At 57.2% G+C, this 26,874-nt stretch carries 20 protein-coding genes; 6 read left to right on the forward strand and 14 right to left on the reverse strand.

Features of this window, described 5'->3' with window-relative positions:
• Positions 1-42: 42 nt before the first annotated feature.
• Positions 43-2,490 (reverse strand): UvrD-helicase domain-containing protein, encoded by a 2,448-nt coding sequence (locus tag J1G35_RS02145; RefSeq protein ID WP_223013161.1) that lies wholly within the window; start codon positions 2,488-2,490, stop codon positions 43-45.
• Positions 2,491-2,709: 219 nt separating this feature from the next.
• On the opposite strand from J1G35_RS02145, the gene J1G35_RS02150 reads away from it, so the two are divergent.
• Positions 2,710-3,405: a pirin family protein gene (locus J1G35_RS02150; RefSeq protein ID WP_223013163.1), complete on the forward strand. Its 696-nt coding sequence runs from the start codon at positions 2,710-2,712 to the stop codon at positions 3,403-3,405.
• A gap of 230 nt (positions 3,406-3,635) precedes the next feature.
• Here J1G35_RS02150 and pgm read toward each other — a convergent pair whose 3' ends face one another.
• The 4 genes from pgm to J1G35_RS02170 form a co-directional block, all read right to left on the reverse strand.
• Positions 3,636-5,279 (reverse strand): phosphoglucomutase (alpha-D-glucose-1,6-bisphosphate-dependent), encoded by a 1,644-nt coding sequence (pgm, locus tag J1G35_RS02155; protein ID WP_053136023.1) that lies wholly within the window; start codon positions 5,277-5,279, stop codon positions 3,636-3,638.
• 97 nt (positions 5,280-5,376) lie between these two features.
• On the reverse strand, positions 5,377-6,783 hold the full coding sequence (locus tag J1G35_RS02160; protein WP_223013165.1) for a PLP-dependent aminotransferase family protein: 1,407 nt from the start codon (positions 6,781-6,783) through the stop codon (positions 5,377-5,379).
• On the reverse strand, positions 6,780-8,198 hold the full coding sequence (locus J1G35_RS02165; protein ID WP_223013167.1) for a hypothetical protein: 1,419 nt from the start codon (positions 8,196-8,198) through the stop codon (positions 6,780-6,782). The genes J1G35_RS02160 and J1G35_RS02165 overlap by 4 nt, the downstream gene beginning before the upstream one ends.
• Positions 8,199-8,905: 707 nt before the next feature.
• On the reverse strand, positions 8,906-9,928 hold the full coding sequence (locus J1G35_RS02170; RefSeq protein ID WP_053136032.1) for a zinc-dependent alcohol dehydrogenase family protein: 1,023 nt from the start codon (positions 9,926-9,928) through the stop codon (positions 8,906-8,908).
• Positions 9,929-10,195: 267 nt separating this feature from the next.
• On the opposite strand from J1G35_RS02170, the gene J1G35_RS02175 reads away from it, so the two are divergent.
• On the forward strand, positions 10,196-11,110 hold the full coding sequence (locus tag J1G35_RS02175) for a LysR family transcriptional regulator (RefSeq protein WP_262417116.1): 915 nt from the start codon (positions 10,196-10,198) through the stop codon (positions 11,108-11,110).
• A 218-nt stretch (positions 11,111-11,328) separates the two neighbouring features.
• Here the strand turns inward: J1G35_RS02175 and J1G35_RS31230 are convergent, their stop codons facing one another.
• The 9 genes from J1G35_RS31230 to J1G35_RS02220 form a co-directional block, all read right to left on the reverse strand.
• Entirely contained in the window at positions 11,329-11,490 is a 162-nt protein-coding gene (locus tag J1G35_RS31230; protein ID WP_223013175.1) for a GntR family transcriptional regulator, read from the reverse strand.
• A gap of 106 nt (positions 11,491-11,596) precedes the next feature.
• A complete protein-coding gene (locus J1G35_RS02185; protein WP_003181840.1) occupies positions 11,597-13,087 on the reverse strand; it encodes an aldehyde dehydrogenase in 1,491 nt (496 codons plus the stop codon).
• A gap of 1 nt (position 13,088) precedes the next feature.
• Positions 13,089-13,991, reverse strand: a complete 903-nt coding sequence (locus J1G35_RS02190; protein ID WP_223013178.1) for a dihydrodipicolinate synthase family protein — start codon at positions 13,989-13,991, stop codon at positions 13,089-13,091.
• A gap of 41 nt (positions 13,992-14,032) precedes the next feature.
• Positions 14,033-15,361 (reverse strand): MFS transporter, encoded by a 1,329-nt coding sequence (locus J1G35_RS02195; protein WP_223013180.1) that lies wholly within the window; start codon positions 15,359-15,361, stop codon positions 14,033-14,035.
• 46 nt (positions 15,362-15,407) lie between these two features.
• Positions 15,408-16,727, reverse strand: a complete 1,320-nt coding sequence (locus J1G35_RS02200; RefSeq protein WP_223013439.1) for an FAD-binding oxidoreductase — start codon at positions 16,725-16,727, stop codon at positions 15,408-15,410.
• Positions 16,728-16,829: 102 nt separating this feature from the next.
• Positions 16,830-17,900, reverse strand: a complete 1,071-nt coding sequence (locus J1G35_RS02205; RefSeq protein ID WP_223013182.1) for a helix-turn-helix domain-containing protein — start codon at positions 17,898-17,900, stop codon at positions 16,830-16,832.
• Between the two features lie 98 nt (positions 17,901-17,998).
• Complete coding sequence (gene proX, locus J1G35_RS02210; RefSeq protein ID WP_223013184.1) at positions 17,999-19,024, reverse strand: glycine betaine/L-proline ABC transporter substrate-binding protein ProX; 1,026 nt, start codon at positions 19,022-19,024, stop codon at positions 17,999-18,001.
• Between the two features lie 41 nt (positions 19,025-19,065).
• Positions 19,066-20,019, reverse strand: a complete 954-nt coding sequence (gene proW / locus J1G35_RS02215) for a glycine betaine/L-proline ABC transporter permease ProW (RefSeq protein WP_027616458.1) — start codon at positions 20,017-20,019, stop codon at positions 19,066-19,068.
• Positions 20,020-20,065: 46 nt separating this feature from the next.
• Positions 20,066-21,100: a glycine betaine/L-proline ABC transporter ATP-binding protein gene (locus tag J1G35_RS02220; RefSeq protein ID WP_003181855.1), complete on the reverse strand. Its 1,035-nt coding sequence runs from the start codon at positions 21,098-21,100 to the stop codon at positions 20,066-20,068.
• A gap of 365 nt (positions 21,101-21,465) precedes the next feature.
• Between J1G35_RS02220 and J1G35_RS02225 the strand changes: the two genes are divergently transcribed.
• The 4 genes from J1G35_RS02225 (at position 21,466) to J1G35_RS02240 (ending at position 26,630) form a co-directional block, all read left to right on the forward strand.
• The gene (locus J1G35_RS02225) at positions 21,466-22,422 is read left to right on the forward strand and encodes a LysR substrate-binding domain-containing protein (RefSeq protein ID WP_223013186.1); all 957 of its coding nucleotides are present in this window, start codon (positions 21,466-21,468) and stop codon (positions 22,420-22,422) included.
• 131 nt (positions 22,423-22,553) lie between these two features.
• On the forward strand, positions 22,554-23,915 hold the full coding sequence (locus tag J1G35_RS02230; protein ID WP_223013188.1) for an MmgE/PrpD family protein: 1,362 nt from the start codon (positions 22,554-22,556) through the stop codon (positions 23,913-23,915).
• Between the two features lie 193 nt (positions 23,916-24,108).
• The gene (locus J1G35_RS02235) at positions 24,109-25,344 is read left to right on the forward strand and encodes an aromatic ring-hydroxylating dioxygenase subunit alpha (protein WP_003181861.1); all 1,236 of its coding nucleotides are present in this window, start codon (positions 24,109-24,111) and stop codon (positions 25,342-25,344) included.
• 140 nt (positions 25,345-25,484) lie between these two features.
• Positions 25,485-26,630: an MFS transporter gene (locus J1G35_RS02240; protein ID WP_223013190.1), complete on the forward strand. Its 1,146-nt coding sequence runs from the start codon at positions 25,485-25,487 to the stop codon at positions 26,628-26,630.
• Positions 26,631-26,874 lie beyond the last annotated feature (244 nt).

Raw genomic sequence — 26,874 nt, forward strand, 5'->3', positions numbered from 1 at the left:
TCGGGAGCAAGCCCCCTCCCACCGTTGGATTGCGTTCATTCTCTAGTGGCGCTGATCGTCGAAAAACGCTTTCTTGCCATCAACCCGCTCCGAGGCCTTCGGCACATTCACCGCCTGGCCTTCAGGTTTTTCCACATACCAGTAGCAATGGTTCACGGCGCGGGTAATCCCGACGTAGGCCAGGCGCAGCACCTCCTCCTTTTGCGCCGTGTCATAGGGTTCGCTATCGCCGTCCTTGCCCAAACCGGCCATGCGATACACCTGGTTCTTGTACGGCGAACTGGTCAGGTGCTGGCAATCGCCAAGCAGGAAGACGGCGTCTGCCTGCAGGCCCTTGGCGCTGTGATACGTCAGCTGTTTCAATCTGCGCGCCGCTGGAACCAAGCTAGAATCAACATTAACTACCGATTTAATATGCTCTTGAATCAACAACTTATCGCTACTTTTGCGATAAAGCATTAACACTGATTCGCCCTTTTGATAGTGTTCCAGCAGTTGCCGGCCCAGGGCAGCATCGTCCCGCTCCAGTACTGTGACCGGCTTCAACGCCTTGGCTGTGCCACTGGCCTTGGCCTTCTTTCCGGGGATCGACGGCGCCGCGCGCACGATATGTTCGGCGGCATCAATGATGTGCTGATGGCTACGGTAGTTCTCGCTGAGCATCACTCGGGTAGTGCTCGGCGATGGGAATTCGTTGTTGAACTCCATGAAGTACTTGGGCGAACTGCCGCGCCAACCGTAGATCGACTGCCAGTCATCACCCACGCACAGCAAGGACGATCGTTGCGCGCCACGGCCCACATGCATCGCCGGCCCACGGCTGCGGATTTCCCGCAGGCTGGCGCGTATCCACGAGACGATCTGGGGCGATACGTCCTGGAATTCGTCGATCATCAGGTGCGACATCGGCCGCAGCAGTGGATCGCTGAGCAGCTTGAGGTTTTCCGGGGTGTTTTCGCCGAACAGCGAGAACATGCGGTTATAGGTCATGATCGGCGGCGACTGATCAAGCAGGTGGTCTTCCAGGGCCTTCCAGAAAATGCTCAGGGCTTCAAAGAAGAACCGGTCCGGGTCGTCCTTGGCGAAGCTCATCTGGCCGACGGCGGTCGGCACGTCCAGCCCCAGGTTCTCGATAAAGCCGGCTGCCATCACGAAACTGTCCAGCAGCGGCGCCGACGCCAGCTCGCCCTTGACCTTGTAATCAAAGCCGGGACCGGCGCTGGCATCACTGGCGAGGCTGCTTAGAAGACGCTTTGACGAATCATAACCATCCAACCATATCAAAGGCTTACGACAGAAAGCTTGAAACAGGGTGCGCTTTACCGCCCACTCCGCACGCACCGACAGCTTCGAATTCGGCCGGCTGATCTGGACGTTTTCCCTGGGATCAAAGCCCAGCACTACCCACGCATCCAGTTCGGGGATATAGCCGTGACAGTGAAACTGCGCGCCGTTGATTTCGACGCGCTGCCGACTCGGCTCAATACCCTGGATCGGCCAGGCGCCGGCGCGAAACCACAGGTCTTCGATTACATCGCAGAGTTCTCCATCGCGCTTGGCCGCCAGTTCGGTCACCGCCACGCGCTTCTGTACATCCGGATGATCGCGCTCCAGCTCCCTGAGTTGCAGCCCATGGCGCGCAAGCGGTGCTATCAGCTCACGAAAGCGTGGGTGCTGGCCATGCAATCGGTGATAGCAGGCATTCATTTGCTGGCGCTGGGCGTCGTTGATGCGCAGGTCAAACGGGTTGCTGTCGGCCTCTTCGAAACCGGCGCTGAGGTTCTCGAACGCTTGCAGGCGTTCAAAACCCGGCAGGCTGCGGACCATCGGCAGGATGCGCGAGTGAAAGGTGCGCACCACCGCCTGGGCTTCTTTCATCTCAAGGGGTTGGCCCCACAGGTTGAGAATTTCCATGAGCTTGTTGATGAAGTCTTTGCGCGACTCGCGGGTGAAGGTCACTACGGTCATCGAACTCAATTCGAAGCCCAGGTAATGGGTGAGCAGCAAAATACGCAACACCAGCGAGGTGGATTTACCCGCGCCGGCACCGGCGATCACCGAGGTTGACGGCGTGTCGCTGAAGACCATCTTCCATTGTGCCGCGCTCGGCTGGGCATGGGCCGGCAGCAAACGGGCCACGTCGGCCTTGATGCGCTTTTTGATATCGGCCGTCAGGGGCAGGCGCCAATCATCGAACAGGCTGTCGTCCACACCAGGCGCGCGGTGCTCATCGGGACGGAAGTCGCGGATCAACAGGACTTGTCGGCCTTCCTCAATGCCATCGGCCTTGCCCTCGCGATAGCCGTACTCCACGCCGGCTTCGTGGCCACTGCGAAAACCATCGGCCTGTCCGTGCAACCAGGAAAACCGATGCTGCGCGCGCAAGCGCGTCAGGCCATGGCCAAACAAGCGGGCGGCAAGACGTTTGAGCAGCGGCATATCGGCCAATGGGCGCAGTTCTGGGGGCAGTTCAGGCTTGTGTTGCGGCACGCGGACTCCTGCGATGAGCTGGGTTTTGACAAGGGCGTCATGGTCGCCGGAATTGGCCCTCAGTTCCACCAAATTGCTTTACGGTCATGCAGTTAGGCGATGAAGTGAACGTTATAACGCTGGAAACCAATCTAATCCTCCGATAGGAATCAGGCATTTTTTACGCTTTTTATCGATCAAAGGCTATTGGATCATACGCGCCATCAACAGGAGACGATCATGCTTGAACTTCGACCTTTCAACTCCCTGGGCGGCGCCCACCACGGCTGGCTTGACGCCCATCACCACTTTTCATTCGCCGAATACCACGACCCCAAGCGCATGCACTGGGGCAACCTGCGGGTGTGGAACGACGACATTATCGCCCCCGGCACCGGCTTCCCGCAGCACCCGCATCGCGACATGGAGATCATTACCTATGTGCGTGAAGGCGCCATCAGCCACGCCGACAACCTGGGCAACAAGGGCCGCACCGAGGCCGGTGATGTGCAGGTAATGAGCGCGGGCACGGGGATCGCCCACAGCGAGTACAACCTGGAAGCCACGTCGAGCAAGATCTTCCAGATCTGGATCATCCCGAACGAAGCCGGCCTGCCACCCTCCTGGGGCGCCAAGCCGTTTCCGAAAGGTGATCGCGAAGGGTTTGTGACCCTGGCCAGTGGCAAAGCCGGTGATAGCGAGAGCTTGCGCATTCGTGCAGATGCCCGCCTGGTAGCGGCGAACCTGAAAGCCGGGGAAAGTGCGGAATACCGCTTGGACAACGGGCGTCGTGCTTACCTGGTACCGGCTACCGGAGTGATCGAAGTCAATGGCCTGCGCGCACAAGCTCGAGACGGTGTGGCGGTTGAGGATGAGCAGGTGTTGCGGGTAACGGCGGTTGAAGACAGCGAGATCGTGCTGGTCGATCTGGCCTGATCCAACGCTTTGGCCCAATAAACTATGGGAGAGGCTTGCCCTAATGCCAGTCAGTTAAGCGTACATCGCCTCCTGTAGGAGCGAGCTTGCTCGCGAAAAACGTCAACGATAACGCGTGATTCCTGAATGAACGCGGCGCCTGTGAGTTTTTCGCGAGCAAGCTCGCTCCTACAAAAAGCGTTAACTGACTGGCATTAAGGCTTGCCCCCTCCCATATTGGTTTTGCGGTGTTATTCCGAGATGGCGCCGTCTACCAGCACCTGTGCCTCTTCCACCAGTTGCTTGAGGTGGTCTTCGCCAATGAAGCTCTCGGCGTAGATCTTGTAGATGTCCTCGGTACCCGATGGCCGTGCGGCGAACCAGCCGTTTTCGGTCATCACTTTCAGACCGCCAATCGCCTGGTTATTGCCCGGCGCATGGCTGAGGATCTGCTGGATACTTTCGCCAGCCAGCTCAGTGGAGGTCACCTGCTCTGGCGACAGCTTGCCCAACAGGGCTTTCTGCGCCGGGGTGGCCTTAGCGTCGACACGAATGGCGAACGGCTCGCCCAAGGCATCGGTGAGGCCACGGTAGATCTGGCTCGGGTCCTGGCCTTTGCGCGAGGTCATTTCCGCTGCCAGCAATGCCGGGATCAGGCCATCCTTGTCGGTGCTCCACACGGTGCCATCCTTGCGCAGGAACGAGGCACCCGCGCTTTCTTCCCCGCCAAAGCCCAATGAGCCTTCGAACAGGCCGTCGGCGAACCACTTGAAGCCCACCGGCACCTCATAGAGGCGACGGCCGATGCGTGCGGCCACGCGATCGATCAGGCCGCTGCTGACCACGGTCTTGCCTACAGCCGCATCGGCGCGCCAGTCAGGACGGTTCTGGAACAGGTAGTCGATGGACACCGCGAGGTAGTTGTTCGGCGCCAACAGGCCGCCGGACGGGGTCACGATGCCGTGGCGGTCGTGGTCCGGGTCGCAGGCGAAGGCCACGTCGAAGCGTTCCTTGAGGCCGATCAGGCCTTGCATGGCGTAGCTGGAGGACGGATCCATGCGGATCTGGCCGTCCCAGTCGACGCTCATGAAGCGGAACGTGGCATCGACTTCGGTGTTCACCACCTCCAGGTTCAGGCGGTAGTGCTCGGCAATCGCCGACCAGTAGCGCACCCCTGCTCCGCCCAGCGGATCCACGCCCAGGCGCAGGTCGGCGCTGCGGATGGCGTCCATGTCGATCACGTTGATCAGGTCGGCCACGTAGCTGTTGAGGTAGTCATGGCGATGGGTCGTGTCGGCCTTGAGCGCCTGCGCATGGGTGATGCGCTTGACCCCAGCGAGCTTATTGGCCAGCAGCTCGTTGGCCTTGGCTTCGATCCACTTGGTGACGTGGGTGTCGGCCGGACCACCGTTGGGCGGGTTGTACTTGTAGCCACCACTTTGCGGCGGGTTGTGAGACGGCGTGATAACGATGCCGTCAGCCAGGCCGCTGGTGCGGCCACGGTTGTAGCAGATGATCGCGTGGGAAATCGCCGGCGTCGGCGTGTATTCATCGCCTTCGGCCAGCATCACGTGCACACCATTGGCGGCCAGCACTTCCAGCGCGCTTGCACCGGCTGGGGTCGACAGCGCATGGGTATCCAGGCCGACAAACAGCGGGCCGTTGATGCCCTGGGCTTCGCGATACAGGCAGATGGCCTGGCTGATGGCGAGCACATGCCATTCGTTGAAGCTCAGTTCGAAGGAGCTGCCACGGTGCCCGGAAGTGCCAAAGGCCACACGCTGGGTGGAGATCGCTGCATCAGGCTGTCCGGTGTAATAGGCCGTGACCAGTCGCGGGATATCCACCAGCAACTGGGCCGGCGCCGGCTTGCCCGCAAAAGGACTGATTGTCATGCATAAACCTCGGAAAGAAGAATTTGGAAAAAATGGCAGTTTACTGAGACTTGGACTACTGCGCGACGGTATCGATCCTACATCTTTAAGAGAAACTTCACCCAGTCTGCGCCTGTCGCAACGCATCACTCAATGCTTCCAGGGCAATATCCAGATTGGGTTGCCCGTGGAAGGTATGACTCAAGCGCAGGTTCTGCTGGTGCAGGCCACTGACGCTGAACAGCTCGCCGGGGGCGATCACCACCTGTCGTGCGAGCAGACGCTGAAAGGCCTGGCGCATATCCACCGTAAGGGTGGAGGCCAGCCAGAACGCGGCGCCGGCGGTCGGCATCCGATAGGTCACCTGGTCGCCCAAATGCTGTTCCAGGCGCTGACTCATGTGCGCCGCCTGTTCGCTCAAGCGCTGGCGCAGCGAGCCCAGGTGCAGGTCAATCCGCCCGCTTTGGTACAAACGGGCGATTGCGCGCTGGCGGATCGAAGATAAGCGGAATGAGCGCAGCAGGAACTGGCGCTGCAATTCGTTGCTCATACGCCGGGACAGCAGATACCCGTAGGGGGCTTCCGAGCCGAGTATTTTCTCGAAGGAGGAAAACACAATCAGCCGCTCAGGGTTCACCAGTTCGCGCAACGGGGTGTGCGTGGCGTCGAAACCCAGCTCACCAAACGTGTCGTTTTCAACCAGCCAGCAACCGTGCTGGCCCAGCAGACTGGCTACCTCCAGACGTTCGTCGATTGACATGGCCATCCCCGAGGGCAGGCTTACCTTCGACGAGAGCAACACCAGTTGCACCGATTCATCGCGCAACAGCCTGCCCAGCGCCGCTAGATCCAGGCTGCCCTCCGGCGTCCAAGGCAGCTCGACGACGCGCACCCCGGCGTCCTGCAACAGACGCAGGATCAGCCAATCGCAGGGCGACTCGACAATCACGGTGGTGCCGCGCAGGCCCAGCACCTCGATCAGAATGTCCAGCACGCCACGCAGGTCGGCACCGATATACACGTCGTCGGCATGCCAGCAGCGCGTGGGTGACGAGGTATAGCGTGCGGCCAGCGCTGCGCGCAGCTCCCACACGCCGCAGGGCTGGGACCAGGGCTGCAGATGCGACGGGTACTGGCGCACCAACTCCCGTTCCAGTCGCAGCAGCGTTGCGTCCAACGCGCCCGGCAATGCCGGCTCATCACCGCTGAGCACCACCATGCCGGGGCGCCGGGCCGCCGCGTAGAGGCGGTCAAGCAGATCCCCTCCGGCCCACGCCAGCGGATTGGCCGACATCGGCCAGGCGTAATAACCGGATTTGGCCACCGAATAGACCCTGCCCTCCTTCTCCAGCAGCGCGTAGGCATATTGGATGGTCGAAATCGACACGTTCAGGCGCCCGGCCAACTGCCGCAATGACGGCAGTTTTACCCGGGTGTCGGTACTGACTTCGTTGATCAGACTGATCATGTAGCGATAGACCGCCTGATACGCGAAATCCGCCTGACGCTCGCCGCGCAGTGTCATCGCCCGAACAATGGCACGGCCTGAGCGGCGCCCTGGGCCGCACTGACGTGACGCCCGCCGTTCGCCCTGACCGGCGGCCGCTTGCGATACAGGTGCTGTAACAAGGGCAGCGGCAGGCCGCTGGTGTCCGTTATCCACTGCTGCAGCATCTCGGCACAGGCGCTGCCTTGCAGGACCTTGTGCAACTCAGGCAACGCCACCAGCATGCCCGGATGACACTGGCGCAAATAGCTTTCCAGCCGCTCACCGTGATGCAGAAATGGCGAGAACAACAGGCAGACCAGTTGGGTTTCATCCAGGCCGAAAAACTGCTGGGCGTAAGTACTGGCGAGCATACGCCCTTCGCGGGTCCCGGCCTGGATAAGCAAATCCTCAGGCATGTGCAGGCGCCGCAGGTACCCATCGGCCTGCTGGGTAAAACCGTCGACGCCATCTTCATAATCCAGCTCACGCAGGCATTCGGCCTGCAGGCCACGCAAATGAGCCATCAGCAGCGGATTGGAATAGGTCGGTTGGCTGAAGTGAAAGCCCAGTGGATCGGGCTTGTAGGCCATGAACTCGGTCAGCAAGGAGGTCGACGCCAGGTCGACATCTTCCAGCAGGTCGGCAATGCCGATGTAGGCCAAGTGACGATGCCCCACCTGGCTGGGATTATCGCTGGCCGCGTAGTGCTCACCGAACACATCACGGTAGTAACCCGTGCTCAACTCGTCCAGGCGCGAGAACAACGCGTTGAGCGACAGCGGATGGCCCTTGGGCACACGGATGCCGACGCTCTGGGCGGTTTTCTTGAGCCAGGCAAGAAACTGACTTTGCTTGCGCGGGGAATCACCGCTGACCAACGCATGGACGCCGCCGTTGCAGGTGGTGACGCGCTGGTAAAAATCCCCGACCGCCAGGTAGGTGTCGTTGCACAGCGTGGCGCGGCAGTCCCCGGCGCTCTGGTGGCCTACCATCACCCTATTGCGCTGGCTGATCTCTCGCCCCACCGCCGAGGCCGGGCGCAGGTGATTGAAGGGTTGTACTTCGTGATTTTCCACCATCAGCAATTCGACGCGCGGGTCGTCGTGCAGAAACAGCCTGCCGTAGCCACGATTGAGCGTGTCGAAATGGCCCTCGGTCATGCCTGCATGCCGTAACGTCGCGACCCTCAGGTTAAAGGTGCGCGGCGCTCGACCGGCAATGGTCAGTTGAGCCGCCCGCAGCAGCGCCAGGGTATAGCTGCTGACTTCACCGCCACCGTGGGCCACCAGCACCTTGAAATCCCCCACCTGCTCCATTCCGCCCGCGGCGACAACAATTCGCTGGACCAGCAACTGGAGGGCTGTACGTCCAGCACGATTAAAGTGCCCGATCAAGCGCTGCAGAACTTGCTGGTAGACATGATTCATAGCCTGTTCGTGAATAGTGCTCATAGTTCTACTACCCGAGTTGAAATATCAGTTTCAAGCAACTGCTGACAGTGTTTGCTTGACCTATTTTGCGTGTAGGAAAATCGCGCATCGCAGTGTGCGTCGATGATTAAACACTAGCACCGCGCAACAACACGACATGGATCTACCGGAAGAACACCCTCACCCTAAACAAGCGCGCAACCCAATGAAAACATTGGATAATCCATTTGAAATGCGCACCCTAGGACTCTTCCGACAAGTTCCTACGGCCTTTTAATCGGCCTATTAAAGAAGTGTCCGACAAATAGACTCAAACAATTTTTCCATTTGCTGCGCAGGTACGTTTTATGAAAGCACCTGCCCTCCTGAGCCCGCAGGTAGACCGCATCGCTAGTTCGAATAACTATGTGCCGCCGCGTCAGAGATTCAATCATTGCTCAATCCTTGAGATGAAAGTGAAGGGGCAATTATCAGTGCTGGAATAATGATTAATAGATACAGAAGCCGGCCGAAAACCAGTTCAGATCAACGGCTGATGCCGCGCAAATAGCGCAGATACGACGACGCCGCGCTGGTATTCAGCGCGGCGTCAGGGAGAAAGGGCCGGATTTGGGGGCGCAAGTGCCATTCAGGCACGTTCTGTGGCGGGCGGGTTAAGCCCTGTCAAATGGCGCATTTGCCCCATTCACTCGGGACCTGGAGTATTCATTTACGAATACTCCTACAGCTCAAACAGCCGCAACCTGCAACGCAACCCGCTCGCGGCAAGGGCATTCGTCCATATAACGGTGAGCTTCGACAAACTGATTGAACGGAAACACCGTGGTTTTCAGGGGAACGAGTACACGATCAGCGGTCAGTTGGTTGATATCACGCAACGCACGCTGCAAGGCCACCTGATCCTGGATGATGCCCAGCTCCGGTTTGCCGGTGAAGTTACCAATGCAGTGCACAAAGAACTGAATGTTCTTCTGAAACGCCGCACACGCCGGGAACGGTGTCTGGTTACCGCCTTGCAAGCCATACAGCACCAGGCTGCCACGGGGCGCCAGCACATCACCGAGCAACGACATCTGCGGGCCGCCCAAACCATCGAACACCACGTCAACGCCACGGTTGTCGGTGAACTTGTTGATTTGCATCAGCAGGTCCTGTTCTTCGGTAACGATCACCTTCTCTGCCCCGAGGGACAGCAGGTATTCGCGCTCTGCACCGTCCTTGGTGGCGGCAATCACTCGCACACCCAGGGCCTTGCCCAACTGCACAAACGACGGGCCGGCGCAGTGACTGGCGTCGGTCACCAGGGCAAACTGCCCAGGCTTGACCCGGGCCAGGTCCACATACGCAAAGTAGGCAATCAGCAGCGGCGTGTAGTGCACGCTGGCTTCGATCGGGCTCAAGACGTCCGGGTAGCGGGTCAGGGCCGAACGGGGCAGGACGATCTGTTCGCCATACACCGGGTAATCATTGGGGCTCTCGGCCGGAAAACTGGCCACTTTATCGCCCACTGCCAAATCATCCACGCCGTCGCCCAGCGCGACAACCACACCAGCCATCTCATGGCCAAGGCCGGATGGAAGACGTGCGTGGGAAGACGCCAGGTTCTGGCGCCACAAAATGTCATACCAACTGATGCCAATGGCCTCGACACGCACCTGCACTTCGCCCGGTGCGGGCTGCGCGGCCGCATGCTCTTCGCATTTGAGCACCTCGGCCGGACCAAACTTGTGAAAACGGATCGTGCGGGACATCGCAAACCTCGTCAAAGTAACCTCTAATGCCATGAACTTTATCTGGGCTTTGCAGGTAAGGCCATCGGTCGCCATTAATAGTCGACATGCCTGTCATTGATTCCACTACTGAGGAATAGACCTCAAACATCGTAGGAAAACTCAATTAGCCGGTGCAGAGTACCAGCCTTTCCCCGTAAGATTCATGCCGGTCACGCTTCTAAATGGAACCCAAGGGCTCTTATGTGACTGCTCTCGTCAAGTTTGCAGACTCTTCCAGGACACAAGATGAACCGTAACGACCTGCGTCGTGTCGACCTTAACCTCTTGATCGTATTCGAAACCTTGATGCATGAGCGCAGTGTGACCCGTGCCGCCGAGAAATTGTTCCTCGGCCAACCGGCCATCAGCGCGGCGTTGTCGCGCCTGCGAGGGCTGTTCGACGACCCGCTGTTCGTGCGCACCGGGCGCAGCATGGAGCCGTCGGCCCGCGCCGTGGAAATCTTCGCCCTGCTCTCGCCGGCCCTGGACTCGATTTCTACCGCCGTCAGCCGCGCCGCTGAGTTCGACCCTGCCACCAGTACCGCGGTATTCCGCATCGGCCTGTCCGACGACGTCGAATTCGCCCTGCTGCCCCAACTGCTCAAACGCCTGCGCGCCGAAGCCCCCGGCATCGTGCTGGTGGTGCGCCGCGTCAACTACATCCTGATGCCCGGCCTGCTGGCCTCCGGTGAAATCTCCATCGGCGTCAGCTACACCGCCGACCTGCCGGCCAACGCCAAACGCAAAGTACTGCGCCGCAGCCTGCCGAAACTGCTGCGCGCCGACAGCGTGCCGGGCGCCCTGAGCCTCGACGACTTCTGCGCCCGCCCCCACGCACTGGTGTCGTTCGCCGGCGACTTGAGCGGGTTTATCGATGAAGAGCTGGAGAAGCTCAATCGCAAGCGCCATGTGGTACTGGCCGTGCCGCAGTTCAACGGGCTGGGCACCCTGCTTTCCGGCACCGACATCGTCGCCATCGTCCCCGACTATGCCGCCGAAGCACTGACGGCCGCAGGTGGTTTGCGCGCGGAAGAACCACCGTTACCGGTGCGCTCGTTCGAGCTGCATATGGCTTGGCGGGGGTCTCAGGACAATGATCCGGGAGAGCGGTGGTTGCGGTCGCGGATTCAGATGTTTTTTGGGGACCCTGAGAGTCTTTAGATGTCGTTGGGCAGGCTGTTGAGCTGATCATTTTTGCCTTTCCATAAACCATGGAGCTCCATTTACTTCCAGTGGCTTGCTACATTGGGGGCATATCTGAGGGCATGCTTTGAATGGTTTGAAAAGGATGCCCCCAGCCTAATGCCCATTCAGAAAGTCACGGCGTATGCCTGCCCCATTGAGCTGACTCTGGCGCCATGATGAGATTGGATAACCACCTATCTTTCAACTGACCGGCGGCGACGGATATCCCTGATAGACGTAAGAGAAACGCCATACTGAGCGCTGAGTGGCACTTCAGCGAGCAACTGATCGGGCGGCAGTTGCAACGTCAGGATCTGTTGCTTCAGCCGTTCGTAGAGACCTTGCTCGCTCTTCACGGCAACTCCGTCGGTTGCTTCCCAGCTCGCCCCACCCCTTTACAGCCTCGAAATTGCCCCAGTCCCCGCGACTGGGGCGATAAGGCCGTCACGCCCTCTGCAGCACTCAGGAGGCGTCGATCCAGATGGTTTTTATCTCGGTGTATTGGTCGTGCGCCCAGATGGATTTGTCCCGCCCACCGAACCCCGACTCCTTGTAACCACCGAAGGGCGTAGACGCATCCCCCTCTCCAAAACAGTTGACGGTCACAATGCCGGCGCGGATGCCGCGTGAGAGCTTCAGCGCATTACGCAGGTTGCCGGTATACGCCGACGCTGCCAAACCATAGGCCGTATCGTTGGCCAGTTTGATGGCTTCATCAAGGGTATTGAAGGTGGTGACACTCAGCACAGGGCCGAAAATTTCCTCTTGGAACAGGCGACTGCTACGCCCTACTCCGTCCAGGATGGTCGGCTCTACGAAGATATTGTCAACAGTATTGCCGCCCGCCAGAACAGTCAGCTTTTCGTCCTTGGCATGCTCGATGTAGGACCGCACTTTCTCAAAATGCGCTTTGCTGACCATTGAACCCAAGCGGTTGTCCGGGTCAAGTGGGTCGCCCATTTTCCAGTCTTTGAGGTGCACCTGAATACGCTCAAGCAACGCTTCCTTGATATCGGTATGAACGAGCAGGCGCGAAGACGCCGAGCAGTTTTCGCCCATGTTCCAAAAGGCACCGTTCACCACATGCTGCGCGACTTGGTCAATATCCTCGGCATCATTCATCACCACCGCTGGGTTTTTGCCGCCACATTCCAGCACGATGCGCTTGAGGTTGGATTCACTGGAGTACTTGAGGAAAATCCGGCCCGTATCGGTCGAGCCGGTAAAGCTGACCATGGCCACGTCACCATGCCGGCCCAACGGTTCACCTGCCTCCTTGCCGCCACCAGGCACCACATTGAACACGCCGGCGGGAACACCGGCCTGATACGCCAGCTCAGCGACACGCAGCGCGCTCAGCGAGGTTTCCTTTGCTGGCTTGACCACGATCGAGCAACCTGCGGCCAACGACGGACCGATTTTCCAGGCGAGCATCAGCAGCGGAAAATTCCACGGCAGCACCAGACCCACTACGCCGATGGGCTCGCGTACCACCATAGTCACAGCGCCCGAACCCACCGGCGCGGTAGCGTCGTAGATTTTGTCGATCAGTTCGGCGTGCCAACGCAGCGTGTGGATTGTCTCTGGCACATCAACGTTCTGGCACTCGCGGATGGGTTTGCCGCTGTCCAGGCTTTCAAGTACCGCCAGTTCGTGCGAGTTGTCTTCCAACAACTGGGCAAAACGCAGCAGCACGCTTTTACGTACAGCAGGTGAAAGACCCTGCCAGCGTGCATCCTCAAACGCTGCCTTGGCAGCCGCCACCGCCACGTCTACGTCCTCGGCATCACAGGCCGAAATCTCGGCCAGTACGTCACCGGTGGCCGGGTTGGTGGTGGTGAACGTACGGCCTGATTTCGCGCTGCGAAACTGGCCGTCAATGAACGCCTGAGTGCGAAACTCAAGCTTGCCGGCCAGTTCGCGGTAGGCTTCTTTACTCAGCAAATCGGCCATTTCAAGCACCTCCCACAATGTGCGCAACGTTTTGTTTAAGCGTTTGGATCACCGCCTTCAGCGCCTGCTTCTCGGATTCTTCCAACGCTTGCAATGGCGCGCGGACACCACCGGCACGCAAGCCAATCAGCTCACTGCCATGCTTGATCGACTGCACAAACTTGCCGCCTTCAAGAAAGTCCATCAACGGCAGCAGGGCCGACATGATGCGGCGGCCTTTGTCGAAGTCCTTTTCAATCACGCAGGCCTCATACAGCGCAACGTGTTCGCGAGGAATGAAATTGGAGCCGGCGCATACCCAGCTGCGAGCGCCCCAGGCGAAGAACTCCAGGGCTTGATCATCCCAACCGCACGAGATCTGGATCGAAGGATGGGCGCAGGCCAGGCGATGCAGGCGATTCATTTCCCCGGAGCTTTCTTTGATTGCTTCAATGTTCTTGCACTGCGCAATCGCTTCGAAGAACTCATCCTCCATCGCCACCCCCATACGCGCCGGGTAGTTGTAGAGCATGATGGGGAGGCCTGCTGCCTTGTCTACCGCCAGCACATGGGCGGCGATTTCTTTTTGGGTGGGCAAGGCATAAGGCGGCGAACCCACCAGGATCGCATCTGCCTTGATCGCTTTCGCTTGCTCAGCGAAATACACCGAATCCTCGGTTCTGATCCCGCCGGTGCCGACAACCAGAGGCAGACGACCTTGCAGGACACTCTTCGCACGTTCAGCCACCGCCAGACGCTCAGCAGGCGTATGAGCGTAATACTCGCCCGTGGAGCCGCCGATAATGATGCCGTGAACCTTGGACTCGACCAGGTATTCAAGCACTTCATCAAAGGCCGAATAATCAACTTGACCATCCGAAGAGAGCGGAGTTATCGCGGGGGTAAAAATGCCGTCAAAGTTCATGCTGTTTTCTCCAGTAATTCCAAGGGTTGATCCAGGGGTTGCTAATTCAACGAGGCGGCTTGTTGCAGGTTGAGTGACCGCGTTTCAGGCGCCATCACCCAAGACAACACGAGCCCCACCAACGAAATGGCGGCGGCGACATACAGGGTCTCGGCGACCCCTAACTTGTTCAATGAAATAGGCACCAAGTAAGTGCCCGCGGCGGCCCCGATGCGTGAGAGCGACGTGCCTACGCCGACCGCAAATGCGCGAATTTCTGTGGGAAACAGTTCATTGGGATAAACCAGTGTGAGCACTTGTGCGCCGCCGATAAACAGGGCGTAAACGACGAAAAAGAACAGCACCAGAAGGCTAGGGCCCGCATGGCCGATGGCCAGACCCAACAACGCCAAGCCTGAACACAGGAAACTGTAAATAAGCAGATTTCGCCGACCGATCGAATTGATTATCCGGGTGGAGATAATGCAGCCGATGACGAAGAACAATGTGATCGCAACCGAGCCCAGCGAGGCCGGATCACCGGTAATTTTCAACGCCGCCAACACCTTGGGGGCGAATGCATAAACAGCGAACAGCGGCACGACAGAACAGGTCCAGAACACCACCACAAACAACATGCGCTTACCGTAACCGGAATGCACAAGATTGAAGATCGTGATCTTTTCGCCGGCAGGTTCCTCGGGCAGATTAGCCAGCGAGAAATGCTCGCCATACACCTGCTTGATAATCGCCTCGGCCTCCGCTGTTCGCCCCTGCTTGATCAGCCAACGCGGTGATTCCGGCGTGCCCAGACGCACGATAAACAACAGGGCGCCGATGACTGCGGCGCTGGCCAGTACCAGTCGCCAGGCATCCGAACCCAATGCATTGAACATGACTTCGCCGACGATGTAGGCGGTCGCGGCACCAGCGAACCAGAGGATGGTCAGCATCGCCAATCGTGGGCCACGGAATTTTTTGGGAAGGAATTCGACGAGTAACGATGTTGCCACTGGGTATTCGATACCAACGGCAATACCCAACAACAACCGCAGGAAAAATATAACGATGGCCGACTCGGCCCAATATTGCGCCAGGGACGCGACGATGAATAAGGTAGGCCCCGCAAACAAGAGACGTTTGCGCCCCATGACATCGGTCAACCAACCGCCCAGAAAGCCACCGAAAAAAATCCCGATCAATGCGGAGGCGGCAATCATGCCCTCCCAGAAATCATCCAGCGCCAGGGACTTTGACATATGTATCAGCGCGACGCCGATAATACTCAGAACGTATCCATCAACAAAGGAACCGCCTCCTGAACGAACAGTAAGTAGCCGGTGAAACCCATTCAGCGGGACGTCTTCAATTGAAACAACAGCGCTCTTCATTTCTTGTCCTTATCCTTAGTGCTTGCAATAGCCAGCTAAAGTGACCTCAGCTTTCTCGACCGGCGCGGTACTGCCCCCATTTAAGATTTGCGTTGACACCCCACGAGAGAAACGGCTGCGGCGGGTTACTGTTCGGCCCGGGTGCGTTCAATAGAAAGTCGATCCGTTCATCACGTTGGCCCGCGAGCCACTCGGCAAGCAGTTGCCCTGTCACTGTGCCTCGGGTCACGCCTAGGCCATTGCAACCCAACGCCCCATAAACGTTGGGGGCCAACTCACCAAAGAAACCGTTGTGGTTTCGAGTCATGGCCAATGCACCGCCCCAGGTGTATTCGAAATTGACGTTGGGCAACATGGGAAAGCGTTTATCAAACGAGGCTTTATGACGGCGTATGAATCGCTCGTTATATCGACTGTCGCTGCGGCCGTCGGGGTTAAAGCTAAAACTGTTTCTGATCAGTAAGCGATTATCCGGCGTACGCCTGACGGTGGTCCCAAATGGATCAGCTGGGATCGCGCCCCAGTACGGTTTGCCACCGAGTTGTGCCTGCTCTTCTGACGTCAATTGCCGCGTGATACTGCCGTAGGTATAGATAGGCAACATCCGGCCCTTGAGGAAACCAAAGCGCATGCCAAATGAGTTGTTCGCGAGGATCAGCTTGTCGGCGGTGATACTTCCATTGGCATGTTTCAGTACGGTTTTCGCACCGTACTCAACTTCGAGAATCGGCGTACGCTCATACAACGTCACGTTGGCTGGCAGATGGTCAGCGAGCCCCTTGACCAGTGCCGATGGCTGAAGCAGAACGGCACCTGGCGTATATAAAGCTTTGCGGTAGAAGTGCGTACCCAGGTGATGAGGCAGCTCATCTTGCTCAATCATTTGATAAGGCTGATCCAACTTATCCAGCCCACGCCGATAGGCTTCGAGTACCGCGATGCCGCGGTCCTCCACGGCCGCCTGATACTTGCCGCAGGCCTTCATCTGACAGTCGATGCCATGTTGATCGACCAAGTCGCGCAGAATGGATTGCCCCGCCAGATTGAGCTTCAGGCTGGTCCTCGCGAGGGTGATGTCGCCGATGTAATCCTCTGCCCCAATATCATGGGGCAGATCGATAGCGAACCCGGCATTCCTGCCGGAAGGCCCCAGGCCGACCTCCTGAGCCTCAACCAGCACGATCTCGTCATTCGGAAAACTCAACGCCAGTTGCCGTGCTGCCGCCAACCCGGTAAAGCCCGCACCAATAATCACCCAACGGGCAGTACTGTGCCCCTGGTGGGCGGGATTAGGCTTACGCGGGAGGCTTAAATGAAACCAGCCACAGCTATTATCGTCGGCGGGTAACGAGGTAACTTTCATAATAGTAGGCCGTTAAGTTGAATGCATTACCGGGTCCAACACAACACCATGCGCAGGACGAAATAAACTGAGTAACTAACCGACGACACAGCGGCAAAACGCGTTTCAAAAACCTGCCGCAATTGCATAGCGTTCCGAATTGCTAAAGTCGCTGGAATAGTAGTTATCCCGGAACGTCATGGGCGGCAGGCCGAACAAATCCTTGAAGCGCTTATAAAAGTGCGGATAGCTGACAAAACCGGTAGCGAGTGCCACGTCCGTCAACGAGCGATTACTTTGAATAATCAGTTGGCGGGCGCGGGTAAGTCGCAGTTCCAGGTAGTAGCGGTTGGGCGCCGCGTTTAAATAGCGCGCAAATCTGCGCTCAAGCTGTCTACGCGAAACCCCCACGTGGCTGGCGATCTCATCGATTTCCATGGGTTCTTCAATGTGGTTTTCCATCAGGGAGACCGCAACGTTCAGAGGGCGAGGTACCGGTTTAACCAGGCTGACATCACCTAGGGTTACAGTATTGAATTGAGGCTTTTTGGGTTGATGTACACGTTTGATTTCATCCACCAGATCAGCATCGCGCTGTGAGCTGAGGTCCTGCATGATTGCCAGGATCATATCCAGCGCGGATGAAGCACCAGCGCACGTCGCGCGCCGCTGGGTAAAGGTGTATTCGGACTCCCCCGTTTTCACTTGGGGGTAATACTCGTTTATCAACGCACAACTATCGGCATGACAGGCGCAATCCTGGTCATCGAGCAAGCCCGCATCGGCCAGGTAAAACGCAGCATTCCATACACCAGCGACGATGCCCTTCCCCCCTGCCGCCTTTTTCAATGCGCGGCGAATGGTGGGGTTGCTGGACAGCCTTACCCGCTGGCCACCGATAACCACAAGTGCATCGTGATTGATTTTTTCAACGTTCAAACGTTCCGACGACAACGGTATGCCGATATCACTTTCAACCAGTCCGCCCAAGAGCGAATACGTCGATACTTTGTAGACGGTATTACTGTTGATCAGATTGCCGGTCGCCAGCGCGTCCATCGCTGTTGAGAGTGCGGTTAATGAAAAGTGGTCGAGCAAAATGAATGCCACCCGTACAACTTTTTCATGACCCACCGAGTCGGTAGTTTGCCGAAATCCAATATTCTGGAACTTCAACGAGCTTTGGAAGGTATCCATTATCTTCGCCACCTGATCACTTTATTACGTAAAACAAACGCAGCCGGTCCCGCGTACGGCCAGCTCAATCGAGCTGGCAGCACTTTCCTTGCTGTTTTCTATTGCTTGGCTGCGGCGCGCGCGTCACTCAACCAACCATCGTATTGCGCCTGGTGAGCCTTGATCCATTCGGCCGCATGGCGCTTGATGTCAGCGAGTGATTTCTCACCCTTTTGCATGCGCAGGTTCTGGGCACTTTCGTCGTCCGTGGTGATAGTGACTTCCGACAGAAACTTGCGAGCCACCGGGTTCTTCTCGGCAAACTCTTTGTTCATCACAGCGTTAACGGTATCCACCGGGAAACCGAGATTTTTGCCCTGATAAAAGGTGTCTTTACTGTCTTGGCCATCAGGCAACGAGGTGAACGGAACCGGCAGCCATACGACGTCGCGCCCTTCCACCAGCACGCTGGAGATCCATTGCGGCACCCAAGTGAAATACAACACGGGTTTGCCCTGCTGGAACCTGGCGATAGTGTCTGCCATCAGCGCGAAGTAAGAACCCCGGTTGTCCACGACGGTTGGGCTCAGGCCATAGGCTTTCATGTGGTATTCAACCATCACTTCGCAGCCCCAACCGGGGTTGCAGCCTGTCATGTCTGCCTTGCCATCGCCATTGGCGTCGAACAGCTTGGCGATCTCCGGCTTCTTCAAATCCGAGAGATCCTTGATGTTGTATGCGTCGGCTGTTTTCTTATCGATCATGTAGCCCTGCAGCACGCCCTTCATGACCTGGCCAACTTTCACCATGGTGTCGTCGCCGCCGCCTTTCTTATAAAAGGCAGCGTGCAGGTTCTCCCACTCATGCACGGTGAAATCCGCATCGCCATAGGAGAGCGCCAGGAACATCGCGGGATAATCAACTTCCTTTGGGGCCTTCACGTCATAGCCAAGGTCTTTCAAGCCTGCAATCGCCACCTCACCACGAAAACGCTCTTCAGCGATAGTCGGGAAAATAGGCGTGATGGAAACACCGTCACCCGGTTTGTTTGCATCAGCGGCGTACGCTGCCGAACATGCAGTTGCACCCAACATGGACGCTATCAGCGTCGCGACGACGGTTTGCTTGAGATTTGCAAGTTTCATATTTCACCACGCTTGAATTTATAGTAGGTGAGCAGGTGTGCTTAGTTAGTCACTGGGTGTGCTACGTTCTTTTTCTTCTTGAATTTCATCACTAGGCCAACCGGCCCGGTTTCGTACCAACGCTGGCCGGTTGCCAGATCACTGCTGCGCTCACCCATCGCTTGGGTCAAACGATCGAGGAAGACAGCTAGGAGTACCAGGCCGGCACCGCCGACGCTGGCCAGCCCCATGTCCAGGCGGCCGATGCCGCTCAATACCATCAGCCCAAGCCCGCCAACGGATATCATCGAAGCAACGACGACCATCGAAAGTGAAAGCATAAGTGTCTGGTTCAATCCGGCCATCATGGTCGGCGCCGCAAGGGGCAGTTGGACCTTCAACAGCATCTGGGTGGCGGTGCAGCCAAACGCACGTGCGGCTTCGACCTTATCGGCGGGTACTTGGCGAATGCCCAAGTTGGTCAGGCGCACCAAGGGCGCAACCGAGAAAATAATCGTCACGATGACGCCTGGAACGTTACCGATGCCAAACAACATCACCACAGGCACCAGGTAAACGAAAGCGGGCAATGTCTGCATCGCGTCCAACACCGGACGCACGATCACTTCCATTCGGTCGCTTCGGGCACAGAGGATGCCCAGGGGAATACCAATAACCGCACAGAAGAGTAATGAAGTCAGGACCAAAGCGAGAGTCACCATGGCATCGGCCCATACACCGATCAAGCCTAGTCCGGTCAATGTAGCGATACTGAAAATTGCGATTCGTTTACCGCCGATCTGCCAACTGATCAATCCGGCGATAAGAATGAATACTGTGGGGGGCACGGAAAGCAGGCCCCACTGAACACCATCAAGCACTTGGTCAACCGGCCATCGAATCGAGCGAAAGACTTCCCGAAAGTTATGTACCAGATAAGTCAGCGTCGCTTCAACCCAAGCGCCCAATGGAACAGTGAAACTTTGGAACGGGTCCAAATAATTAAAGTCCGACATGATACTTCCTCGCCCTCAGAACTTGAGACTGCTCTGATTATTCAAATTAACTATTATTCAGGCAGCTCAGAAGATGGCCTTGGGAAATCGAGCCCTTATACAGGCCAACTTCATCCACCACCGGCATAGGCGTTGCGGAGGCCGCGACGATATGCAGAATCTCTCTGAGCGAAGCTTCTGCTTTTAGGGGGGTGTGACGACCAGGCTCATAGGTGATGCTGGTGTCCTGTTGAGCGATATCGCCCGCTTTCAGGATTCGACTGGTGTCGAATCCATTAAAGAAATCGCGCACGTATTTATTGATGGGGTTGCACAGTAACTCGCGCGGTGTACCAATTTGCACCACCCGACCGCCTTCCATGATTGCGATGCGGTGGCCGATCCGTACGGCCTCTTCAATGTCGTGGGAAATGAAGATGATGGTGCGGTTCTGCTCGGCCTGAAGCTTAATCAATTCGCCCTGCATCTCGCTACGAATCATCGGGTCGAGGGCCGAAAACGCCTCGTCCATCAACAGGATCGCCGGGTCATTGGCCAGGGCTCGGGCGAGGCCGACGCGCTGTTGCATGCCGCCGGAGAGTTGATGGGGAAAGCTGAACTCCTGACCAGCAAGCCCAACCTGGGCCAGCGCGCCCATGGCGCGGCAGTAGCGTTCTTTCTCGGCGACGCCGCTGATCTCCAAACCAAAGCTGACGTTGTCGATGACGCTCATGTGCGGCATCAGCGCAAAGGATTGAAAGACCATGCCCATGTCTTTCCTGCGCACTTGCAGAAGGTCTTTATCCGCCAGACCGGTGATTTCCTTACCATTCAGAAAGATCGAGCCACTGGTGGGTTCAATCAAGCGATTGAACAAGCGGACCATGGTTGACTTGCCGGAGCCCGACAGCCCCATGATGACAAAGATCTCGCCGCGGCGGACGGAGAAGTTCGCATCAAAGACGCCAATAGCTTGCCCGGTTTTTTTAAAGACCTCTTCTTTAGAGGCCCCATCAGCCAGCAACTTCATTGCAAGGTCCGGTTGAGTGCCGAATACCTTATAGACATTTTTGACGGAAATGATTTCGTCGGAATTAGTCATACCTTGCCCCTTCGTGTTCAGCACTATTCGCTTTAAGCGATGCGCAAACGATCGAAAATAGTTTTAAACGGCAGCGGGAATGAATAGAGAGTTTCACGACGGGTTTCCTTTTATTATTTTTTGGCCCCTAGGAAAGAGGGATGTTTCAAATTTAGTAGTAACCCACCGTCAATTCCAACTACATTTACAGGGACAATTGGATAACGTCGGGTTATAGATCGTCTCAAGCGGACCGTTTTCTTGCTGCGGCACACAGGAACGACCCGTAATGTCTCAAAAACGACCTGCACACCGTTTTTACCGCCTGGCTTCAGTTACTCTCGCGTCGCTTCGCTGGGGAGCGGCTGCATGAGGAGAACGTAAGGATGTCAAAGCATGTCGACCCTGACAGCATTCTGCTGAAAATGCCGTCGTTGAGGGCCGTGAAAGCGTTTGTAGCGGCTGCCAAGTACGAGAGCTTCACCCTCGGCGCCGAGGCGCTTTGTGTTTCGCAGGCGGCTATCAGCCGGCAGATTCGCGAGCTGGAGGAGTACTTGGGGGCGCAGCTTTTCAACCGCGTAGGGCGTGCTGTCGAACTGACTTCTGCCGGGGCAGTGTTCTTTGATGCCGCGCAGCTGTCATTTGTAAACATCGCCCAGGCAGCCGAGCGAATCCGCAGCAGCCAGTCCTCCAAAAAAATGCTGACCGTCTGCTGCTCTCCCGCCTTTTCCGCCCTATGGCTGTCAGACCACCTGCCCGAATTCATCAGACAAAACCCCGGCATTGAGTTGAACCTGGTCACGACGCAGAACTTCCTGACCATGGAGCCCGGGGTACAGCCGGACGTCTTCATTACCAAAATGGCCCGTGTCCGGGACGACTATAAAAGCTACCCGTTGTGCCATGACGTGATCTATCCCGTGTGCAGCCCGCAATTTTTGGAGCAACACCCGGAAATCTCGACGATCGAAGGCCTGAGAGACTCAGCCCTGCTGAACCTGAGCCCCTACGGACGATCCCAGGTAGCCGAGCACGTTGACTGGGGTGTCTGGTTTGCCTTTCAGTCGATTGACATTGATGATCGCCCGCAAGACAGCCCCCAGATTTTCAATGCCAACGACTACAACTTGCTGATCAGCATGGTGCTGACCCACCAAGGTATCGCGCTGGGTTGGAACCACCTGGTTACCCGGCTGGTAGAGCGTGGGATGTTGGTGCGGCCGATCCAGCAGCAAGTTCAGCTGCGCAACAGTTCGCACTACTTAAGCTGTCGAGAAAACGCCGAGAACGAAGATGAGCTGCGCCGGTTTCGTGAGTGGCTCCTGGCCAAGTTCCCCCGCTGACGCCGCATGCCTTAGAAGCAGAGTCGTCATTTTTGTTATCGATTGCCCTACGAAAATGTTGCTGGAACGGTGAGCCCTCTCTGGATCATCGTGCAGCGACACCATAATGATTTTCGTAAGGAATGCCCGGGATGTCACTGTTCGAATTTTGTCGCGATTTCGATCTCCAACAAGCACCCGCCCACACGCAAGCAATACTCAGAAACAGCCTGTTGGATATCGTCGGTGTGATGGCCGGTGCGGCATCCAATGACACCAGCGAGATAATGCGCAGCTATGCACGCCTCCACTACCCCGGTGGTGTGTACACCAGTCGGCTGATGTTCGATGGCCAGCGCGTCAGTATGCTTGGAGCCGCCTGGGCTGGCGGATTTTCCGCAGACAGCCTGGACGCTCACGAAGGGCACTTCAAATCCAAAGGGCACGCCGGCGCAACGGTGGTTCCGGCGTTGCTGGCCCTGGCCGACGCATTGCACCACAACGGCCAGGAGATCAGCGGGCACCAACTTCTTTCGGTGCTGTGCATTGGCTATGAAACCGCGCTGCGCGCTGGCACTGCATTGATGGCAACCTCACCCACCTACCACGCTTCTGGTGGTTTTTCCGCCATGGGGGTGGTGTGTGCTGGAGCACGATTGCTTGAGTTCGATGAGCCGACCTTTCGGCACGCATTGGGCATTGCCGAGTATTTCAGCGCACGCTGCCCAATGATGCGTGTGGTGCTGGCACCGACCATGTTGCGCGATGCACATGGAGCAGGCGCTTACGTTGGCTTGAATGCACTGTTGATGGCGCAGGCAGGCATGACCGGTGCCCCTGCGGAGATCGTGGAAGACCCAAGTGTCGCGCCGCACTGGGCGGATATAGGAAACCGCTGGGAAATCGATAGCCAGTACTTCAAACCATGGCCCGTATGCCGATGGGCACAACCCGCCTTGACGGCAATGCTTGAATTACAGCGCCAGCATCCCGAAGTGAGCGCGAGCACCCTTGAAACAATTCGCGTGGAAACGTTCTTCGAATCGATGTGCCTGCAAGGCCATACCCCACGTAACGCCGATGAAGCCCAATACGCGTTGGCGTTTCCGCTGGCAGCGCTGATTGTGCGAGGCAAGCTGGGGCCTGATGAAATCACGGGGGGCTCAATCACCGCACCCGATATTCTCTCGCTGAGTTCACGCATCGAGATTGTCGAAGCGGCGGATATTTCCGCGCGTTTCCCGGATGAAATTCTTTCCAGACTTACCCTTACCTTGAAAGACGGTACGATCATCGTCAGCCCTGTGACAGCGGCAAAAGGTGATCCGCACACCGCGATGACGGCCGCTGAGCTGGATGGAAAATTCGACCTGTTCAGTAGCAATCTTGGAGTTGAACGAAGCCTTGCGGTGAAGCACGCGATTCATTCATTGGGTCAGGCGCACTCAGCCATTACGACGCTGGAGCCTATATTTTCAAGCGTTACGCATTCCGAGGAAGCGGCTGATCGATAACCTGGAATTATTGATTGCCCCTACGAAATGTCGTTTGCGGGCGTTGCGACAGCCCCCTAGGCTGTCATCTATCTAAAAAGGCCATGAAGTTATTGCACCGCCATTAAGCAGCCAGCCGATTCCGAACTTTTAGAGCACTATAAAAGTCACCGTTAAAGGTGAGCGCTCACGTTATTTATCCTGGGAGGATAAGATGGATAATAAAGAAACCGTGTTTGACCTGATTGCCCAACGTAAACCATGGCACTCACTCCCGGGAAAGCTCTATAGCAGCGAAGGCGTCTATCGCCAGGACCTTGAGCAAATTTGGCACAAAGACTGGATCTTCGCCGGACACACGTTTGAACTGGAAAAGCCCGGTCAGTACTTCACGCTGCAAGTGGGTGACTACCCGGTGGCCGTGGTACGCGGCAAGGACGGCCAGGTGCGAGCATTTCACAATGCTTGCCGCCACCGTGGCGCCAAGATTTGTGAAGCCGACCATGGCAAAGTCGCCAAAATGGTGTGCCCTTACCACAAGTGGACCTACGAGCTGGACGGCAACCTGCTATTCGCCGGGAACATGGGGCAGGATTTCGACAAATCCGAATACAACCTCAAAAGCGTTCACTGCGAAATCGTGAACACCTTTATTTATGTGTGTGTCGCGAGCAAAGCACCGGATTTCGAACACTTCCGTACCGCCGTGACCCCCTTTGTCGCCCCGCATAACCTCGATGACTGCAAAGTGGCCTTTGAGTCCAATATCGTCGAGAAAGGCAATTGGAAACTGGTCTTCGAAAATAACCGTGAGTGCTACCACTGCGACGGATCTCACCCCGAGCTGCTGCAATCGTTCGTGGACAACCTTTCCGTGGGCGGCACCAGCGGCGACGACGACCCCGAGCTTTCCGCTTACTGGAACAAATGCGAAAAAGCCGGCTTGCCGAGCCGCTTGGTGATGGACATCAAAGGCCAGTTCCGCATGACCCGCATCCCATTGTCCAAGGGCGCGGTGAGCTACACCATGGACGGCAAGCCCGCGGTGACCAGCCGCCTGGATACCACCGGCGAAGCGGATATCGGCGCACTGCTGTACTTCAACTATCCGTCGACGTGGAACCACTTCCTGGGGGACCACGCTCTGAGCTTCCGCGTGCTCCCCATCAGCGCGACGGAAACCTTGGTGACCACCAAGTGGTTGGTGCTCAAAACTGCCGTAGAAGGCGTGGACTACGACATTGATCGGCTGACAAAGGTATGGATCGCGACCAACGATCAGGACCGCACTCTGGTAGAAGGCACGCAGCGTGGTGTGACTTCACCCTCTTATGAGCCAGGCCCGTATTCCGAGACCGCAGAGACCGGTGTCTGCCAATTCGATGATTGGTATTGCGCCACCATGATGGAAAGGATCAAGGGGCCTATCCCCTTGAAGTCTGTCGGATAAGAACGATGCCTGACGGGTAAGCCTTTCAATACAGTCGTGCATTGAAAGGCTTACGCCTTAGCAACTTGCCCCTTCCTCCTTCCAGGCCTCAGCGCAGTCGCTGCCAGGCCTTTCTTCGTGTGCCTGTTTGGGTGATTCAAATGACTACGTCATCGTTAGCGATCAACGCCAATTACGGCGAACGCACGTCAACCCGTATTGCTTTCCTGATCGCAGGGCTTGTCATGTCGGCATGGGCGCCCTTAGTGCCGCTTGCCAAGGCGCGCACGGGGTTGGACGAAAGCGGGTTGGGGCTTTTGCTGCTGGGCCTGGGCGTGGGGTCGATTGTTGCCATGCCGTTTGCCGGGCACCTCACCGCACGTTACGGCTGCCGCCCAGTCATTGTGTGTTCCACTGCGACTTTATGTGTATTGCTTGTACTGTTGAGCAGCCTCAGTTGGCTGCCGGGCCTGGCATTGGCCGTAGTGCTGTTTGGCGCGGCTATGGGCATGCTGGATTGTGCGATGAACATTCAGTCCATCATTGTGGAAAAAAACAGTGGCGAGGCACTTCAGTCGGGGTTCCATGGCCTATACAGCGTCGGAGGCATTCTGGGTGCCGGCGCGTTGACTGCACTGTTGAGCATGGGATTAGAACCGCTGCTTTCAGTGCTGTGCGTCGTCATCGTGGTAATGGGGTGCCTGTATAAAGCGATTCCAAGTTTATTGACCTATGGAACCGAAAAAGACGGCCCGATCTTTGCGATCCCAAAAGGCATTGTCTTTTTACTGGGCGCGCTGTGCTTCATCGTTTTTTTAACCGAAGGCGCAGTACTGGACTGGGGTGCTGTCTTTCTCGTATCCAGCCGGAACATGGAGCCCACCTTGGCCGGCTTGGGTTATGCCAGTTTTGCGGCGGCGATGACCCTGGGACGGCTGACAGGGGATGCCCTCGTACGCAGATTCGGCGGCGTGCGCGTGGTGGCTTATGGCGGAATGATTGCTGCCACCGGCATGCTCGTATCGCTTGGATTCGAGGGCTGGCCCGCCTCGTTACTGGGATATGCATTGCTCGGCGCAGGATGCTCGAACATTGTTCCCGTGCTGTTTACCGCCACCGGAAAACAGGACCGCATGCCCCAAAGAGTCGCCATACCGGCGGTTATCTCCATGGGCTATGCAGGAATTTTGATAGGCCCGGCGGTGATCGGTTTCGTTGCCCATATGAGCAGTCTTTCATTTGCGTTAGGGGGCCTGGTGTTTCTTCTACTATTTGTGAGCGCTGCCGCGCACTGTCTGCGCGTGTGATCCATCAATATTTGGATAACTAGAGATTATCGCTGAATAGGGGCTGAGAAACAGGCCCGACAAGTTCGCTTAGGGATATCCACTCATATTCCATATCCTTTTCCGAACGACCACGGATTTGCCACATTACGGATTTGCCACATTCGGGTTCTCATCCAGTATCGGGAGGCGCACTGAATACCAACCACGGCCACCCAGATCCATGTCATAAATTGCCACTCGCGATCACTCGCACACCCAGTGC

Source organism: Pseudomonas sp. SH10-3B, from assembly GCF_019891415.1.
Taxonomy (GTDB): Bacteria; Pseudomonadota; Gammaproteobacteria; order Pseudomonadales; family Pseudomonadaceae; genus Aquipseudomonas.

Excerpts from the sequence above, each read along its gene's own strand:
- J1G35_RS02190 (WP_223013178.1), bottom strand. The coding sequence starts at position 13,991 with ATGAACTTTGACGGCATTTTTACCCCCGCGATAACTCCGCTCTCTTCG.
- J1G35_RS02195 (WP_223013180.1), bottom strand. The coding sequence starts at position 15,361 with ATGAAGAGCGCTGTTGTTTCAATTGAAGACGTCCCGCTGAATGGGTTT.
- J1G35_RS02240 (WP_223013190.1), top strand. The coding sequence starts at position 25,485 with ATGACTACGTCATCGTTAGCGATCAACGCCAATTACGGCGAACGCACG.
- J1G35_RS02175 (WP_262417116.1), top strand. The coding sequence starts at position 10,196 with ATGAACCGTAACGACCTGCGTCGTGTCGACCTTAACCTCTTGATCGTA.
- J1G35_RS02235 (WP_003181861.1), top strand. The coding sequence starts at position 24,109 with ATGGATAATAAAGAAACCGTGTTTGACCTGATTGCCCAACGTAAACCA.
- J1G35_RS02165 (WP_223013167.1), bottom strand. The coding sequence starts at position 8,198 with ATGAGCACTATTCACGAACAGGCTATGAATCATGTCTACCAGCAAGTT.
- J1G35_RS02225 (WP_223013186.1), top strand. The coding sequence starts at position 21,466 with ATGTCAAAGCATGTCGACCCTGACAGCATTCTGCTGAAAATGCCGTCG.
- J1G35_RS02220 (WP_003181855.1), bottom strand. The coding sequence starts at position 21,100 with ATGACTAATTCCGACGAAATCATTTCCGTCAAAAATGTCTATAAGGTA.
- proW (WP_027616458.1), bottom strand. The coding sequence starts at position 20,019 with ATGTCGGACTTTAATTATTTGGACCCGTTCCAAAGTTTCACTGTTCCA.
- proX (WP_223013184.1), bottom strand. The coding sequence starts at position 19,024 with ATGAAACTTGCAAATCTCAAGCAAACCGTCGTCGCGACGCTGATAGCG.
- J1G35_RS02150 (WP_223013163.1), top strand. The coding sequence starts at position 2,710 with ATGCTTGAACTTCGACCTTTCAACTCCCTGGGCGGCGCCCACCACGGC.
- pgm (WP_053136023.1), bottom strand. The coding sequence starts at position 5,279 with ATGACAATCAGTCCTTTTGCGGGCAAGCCGGCGCCGGCCCAGTTGCTG.
- J1G35_RS02185 (WP_003181840.1), bottom strand. The coding sequence starts at position 13,087 with ATGGCCGATTTGCTGAGTAAAGAAGCCTACCGCGAACTGGCCGGCAAG.
- J1G35_RS02170 (WP_053136032.1), bottom strand. The coding sequence starts at position 9,928 with ATGTCCCGCACGATCCGTTTTCACAAGTTTGGTCCGGCCGAGGTGCTC.
- J1G35_RS02160 (WP_223013165.1), bottom strand. The coding sequence starts at position 6,783 with ATGACACTGCGCGGCGAGCGTCAGGCGGATTTCGCGTATCAGGCGGTC.
- J1G35_RS02205 (WP_223013182.1), bottom strand. The coding sequence starts at position 17,900 with ATGGATACCTTCCAAAGCTCGTTGAAGTTCCAGAATATTGGATTTCGG.
- J1G35_RS02230 (WP_223013188.1), top strand. The coding sequence starts at position 22,554 with ATGTCACTGTTCGAATTTTGTCGCGATTTCGATCTCCAACAAGCACCC.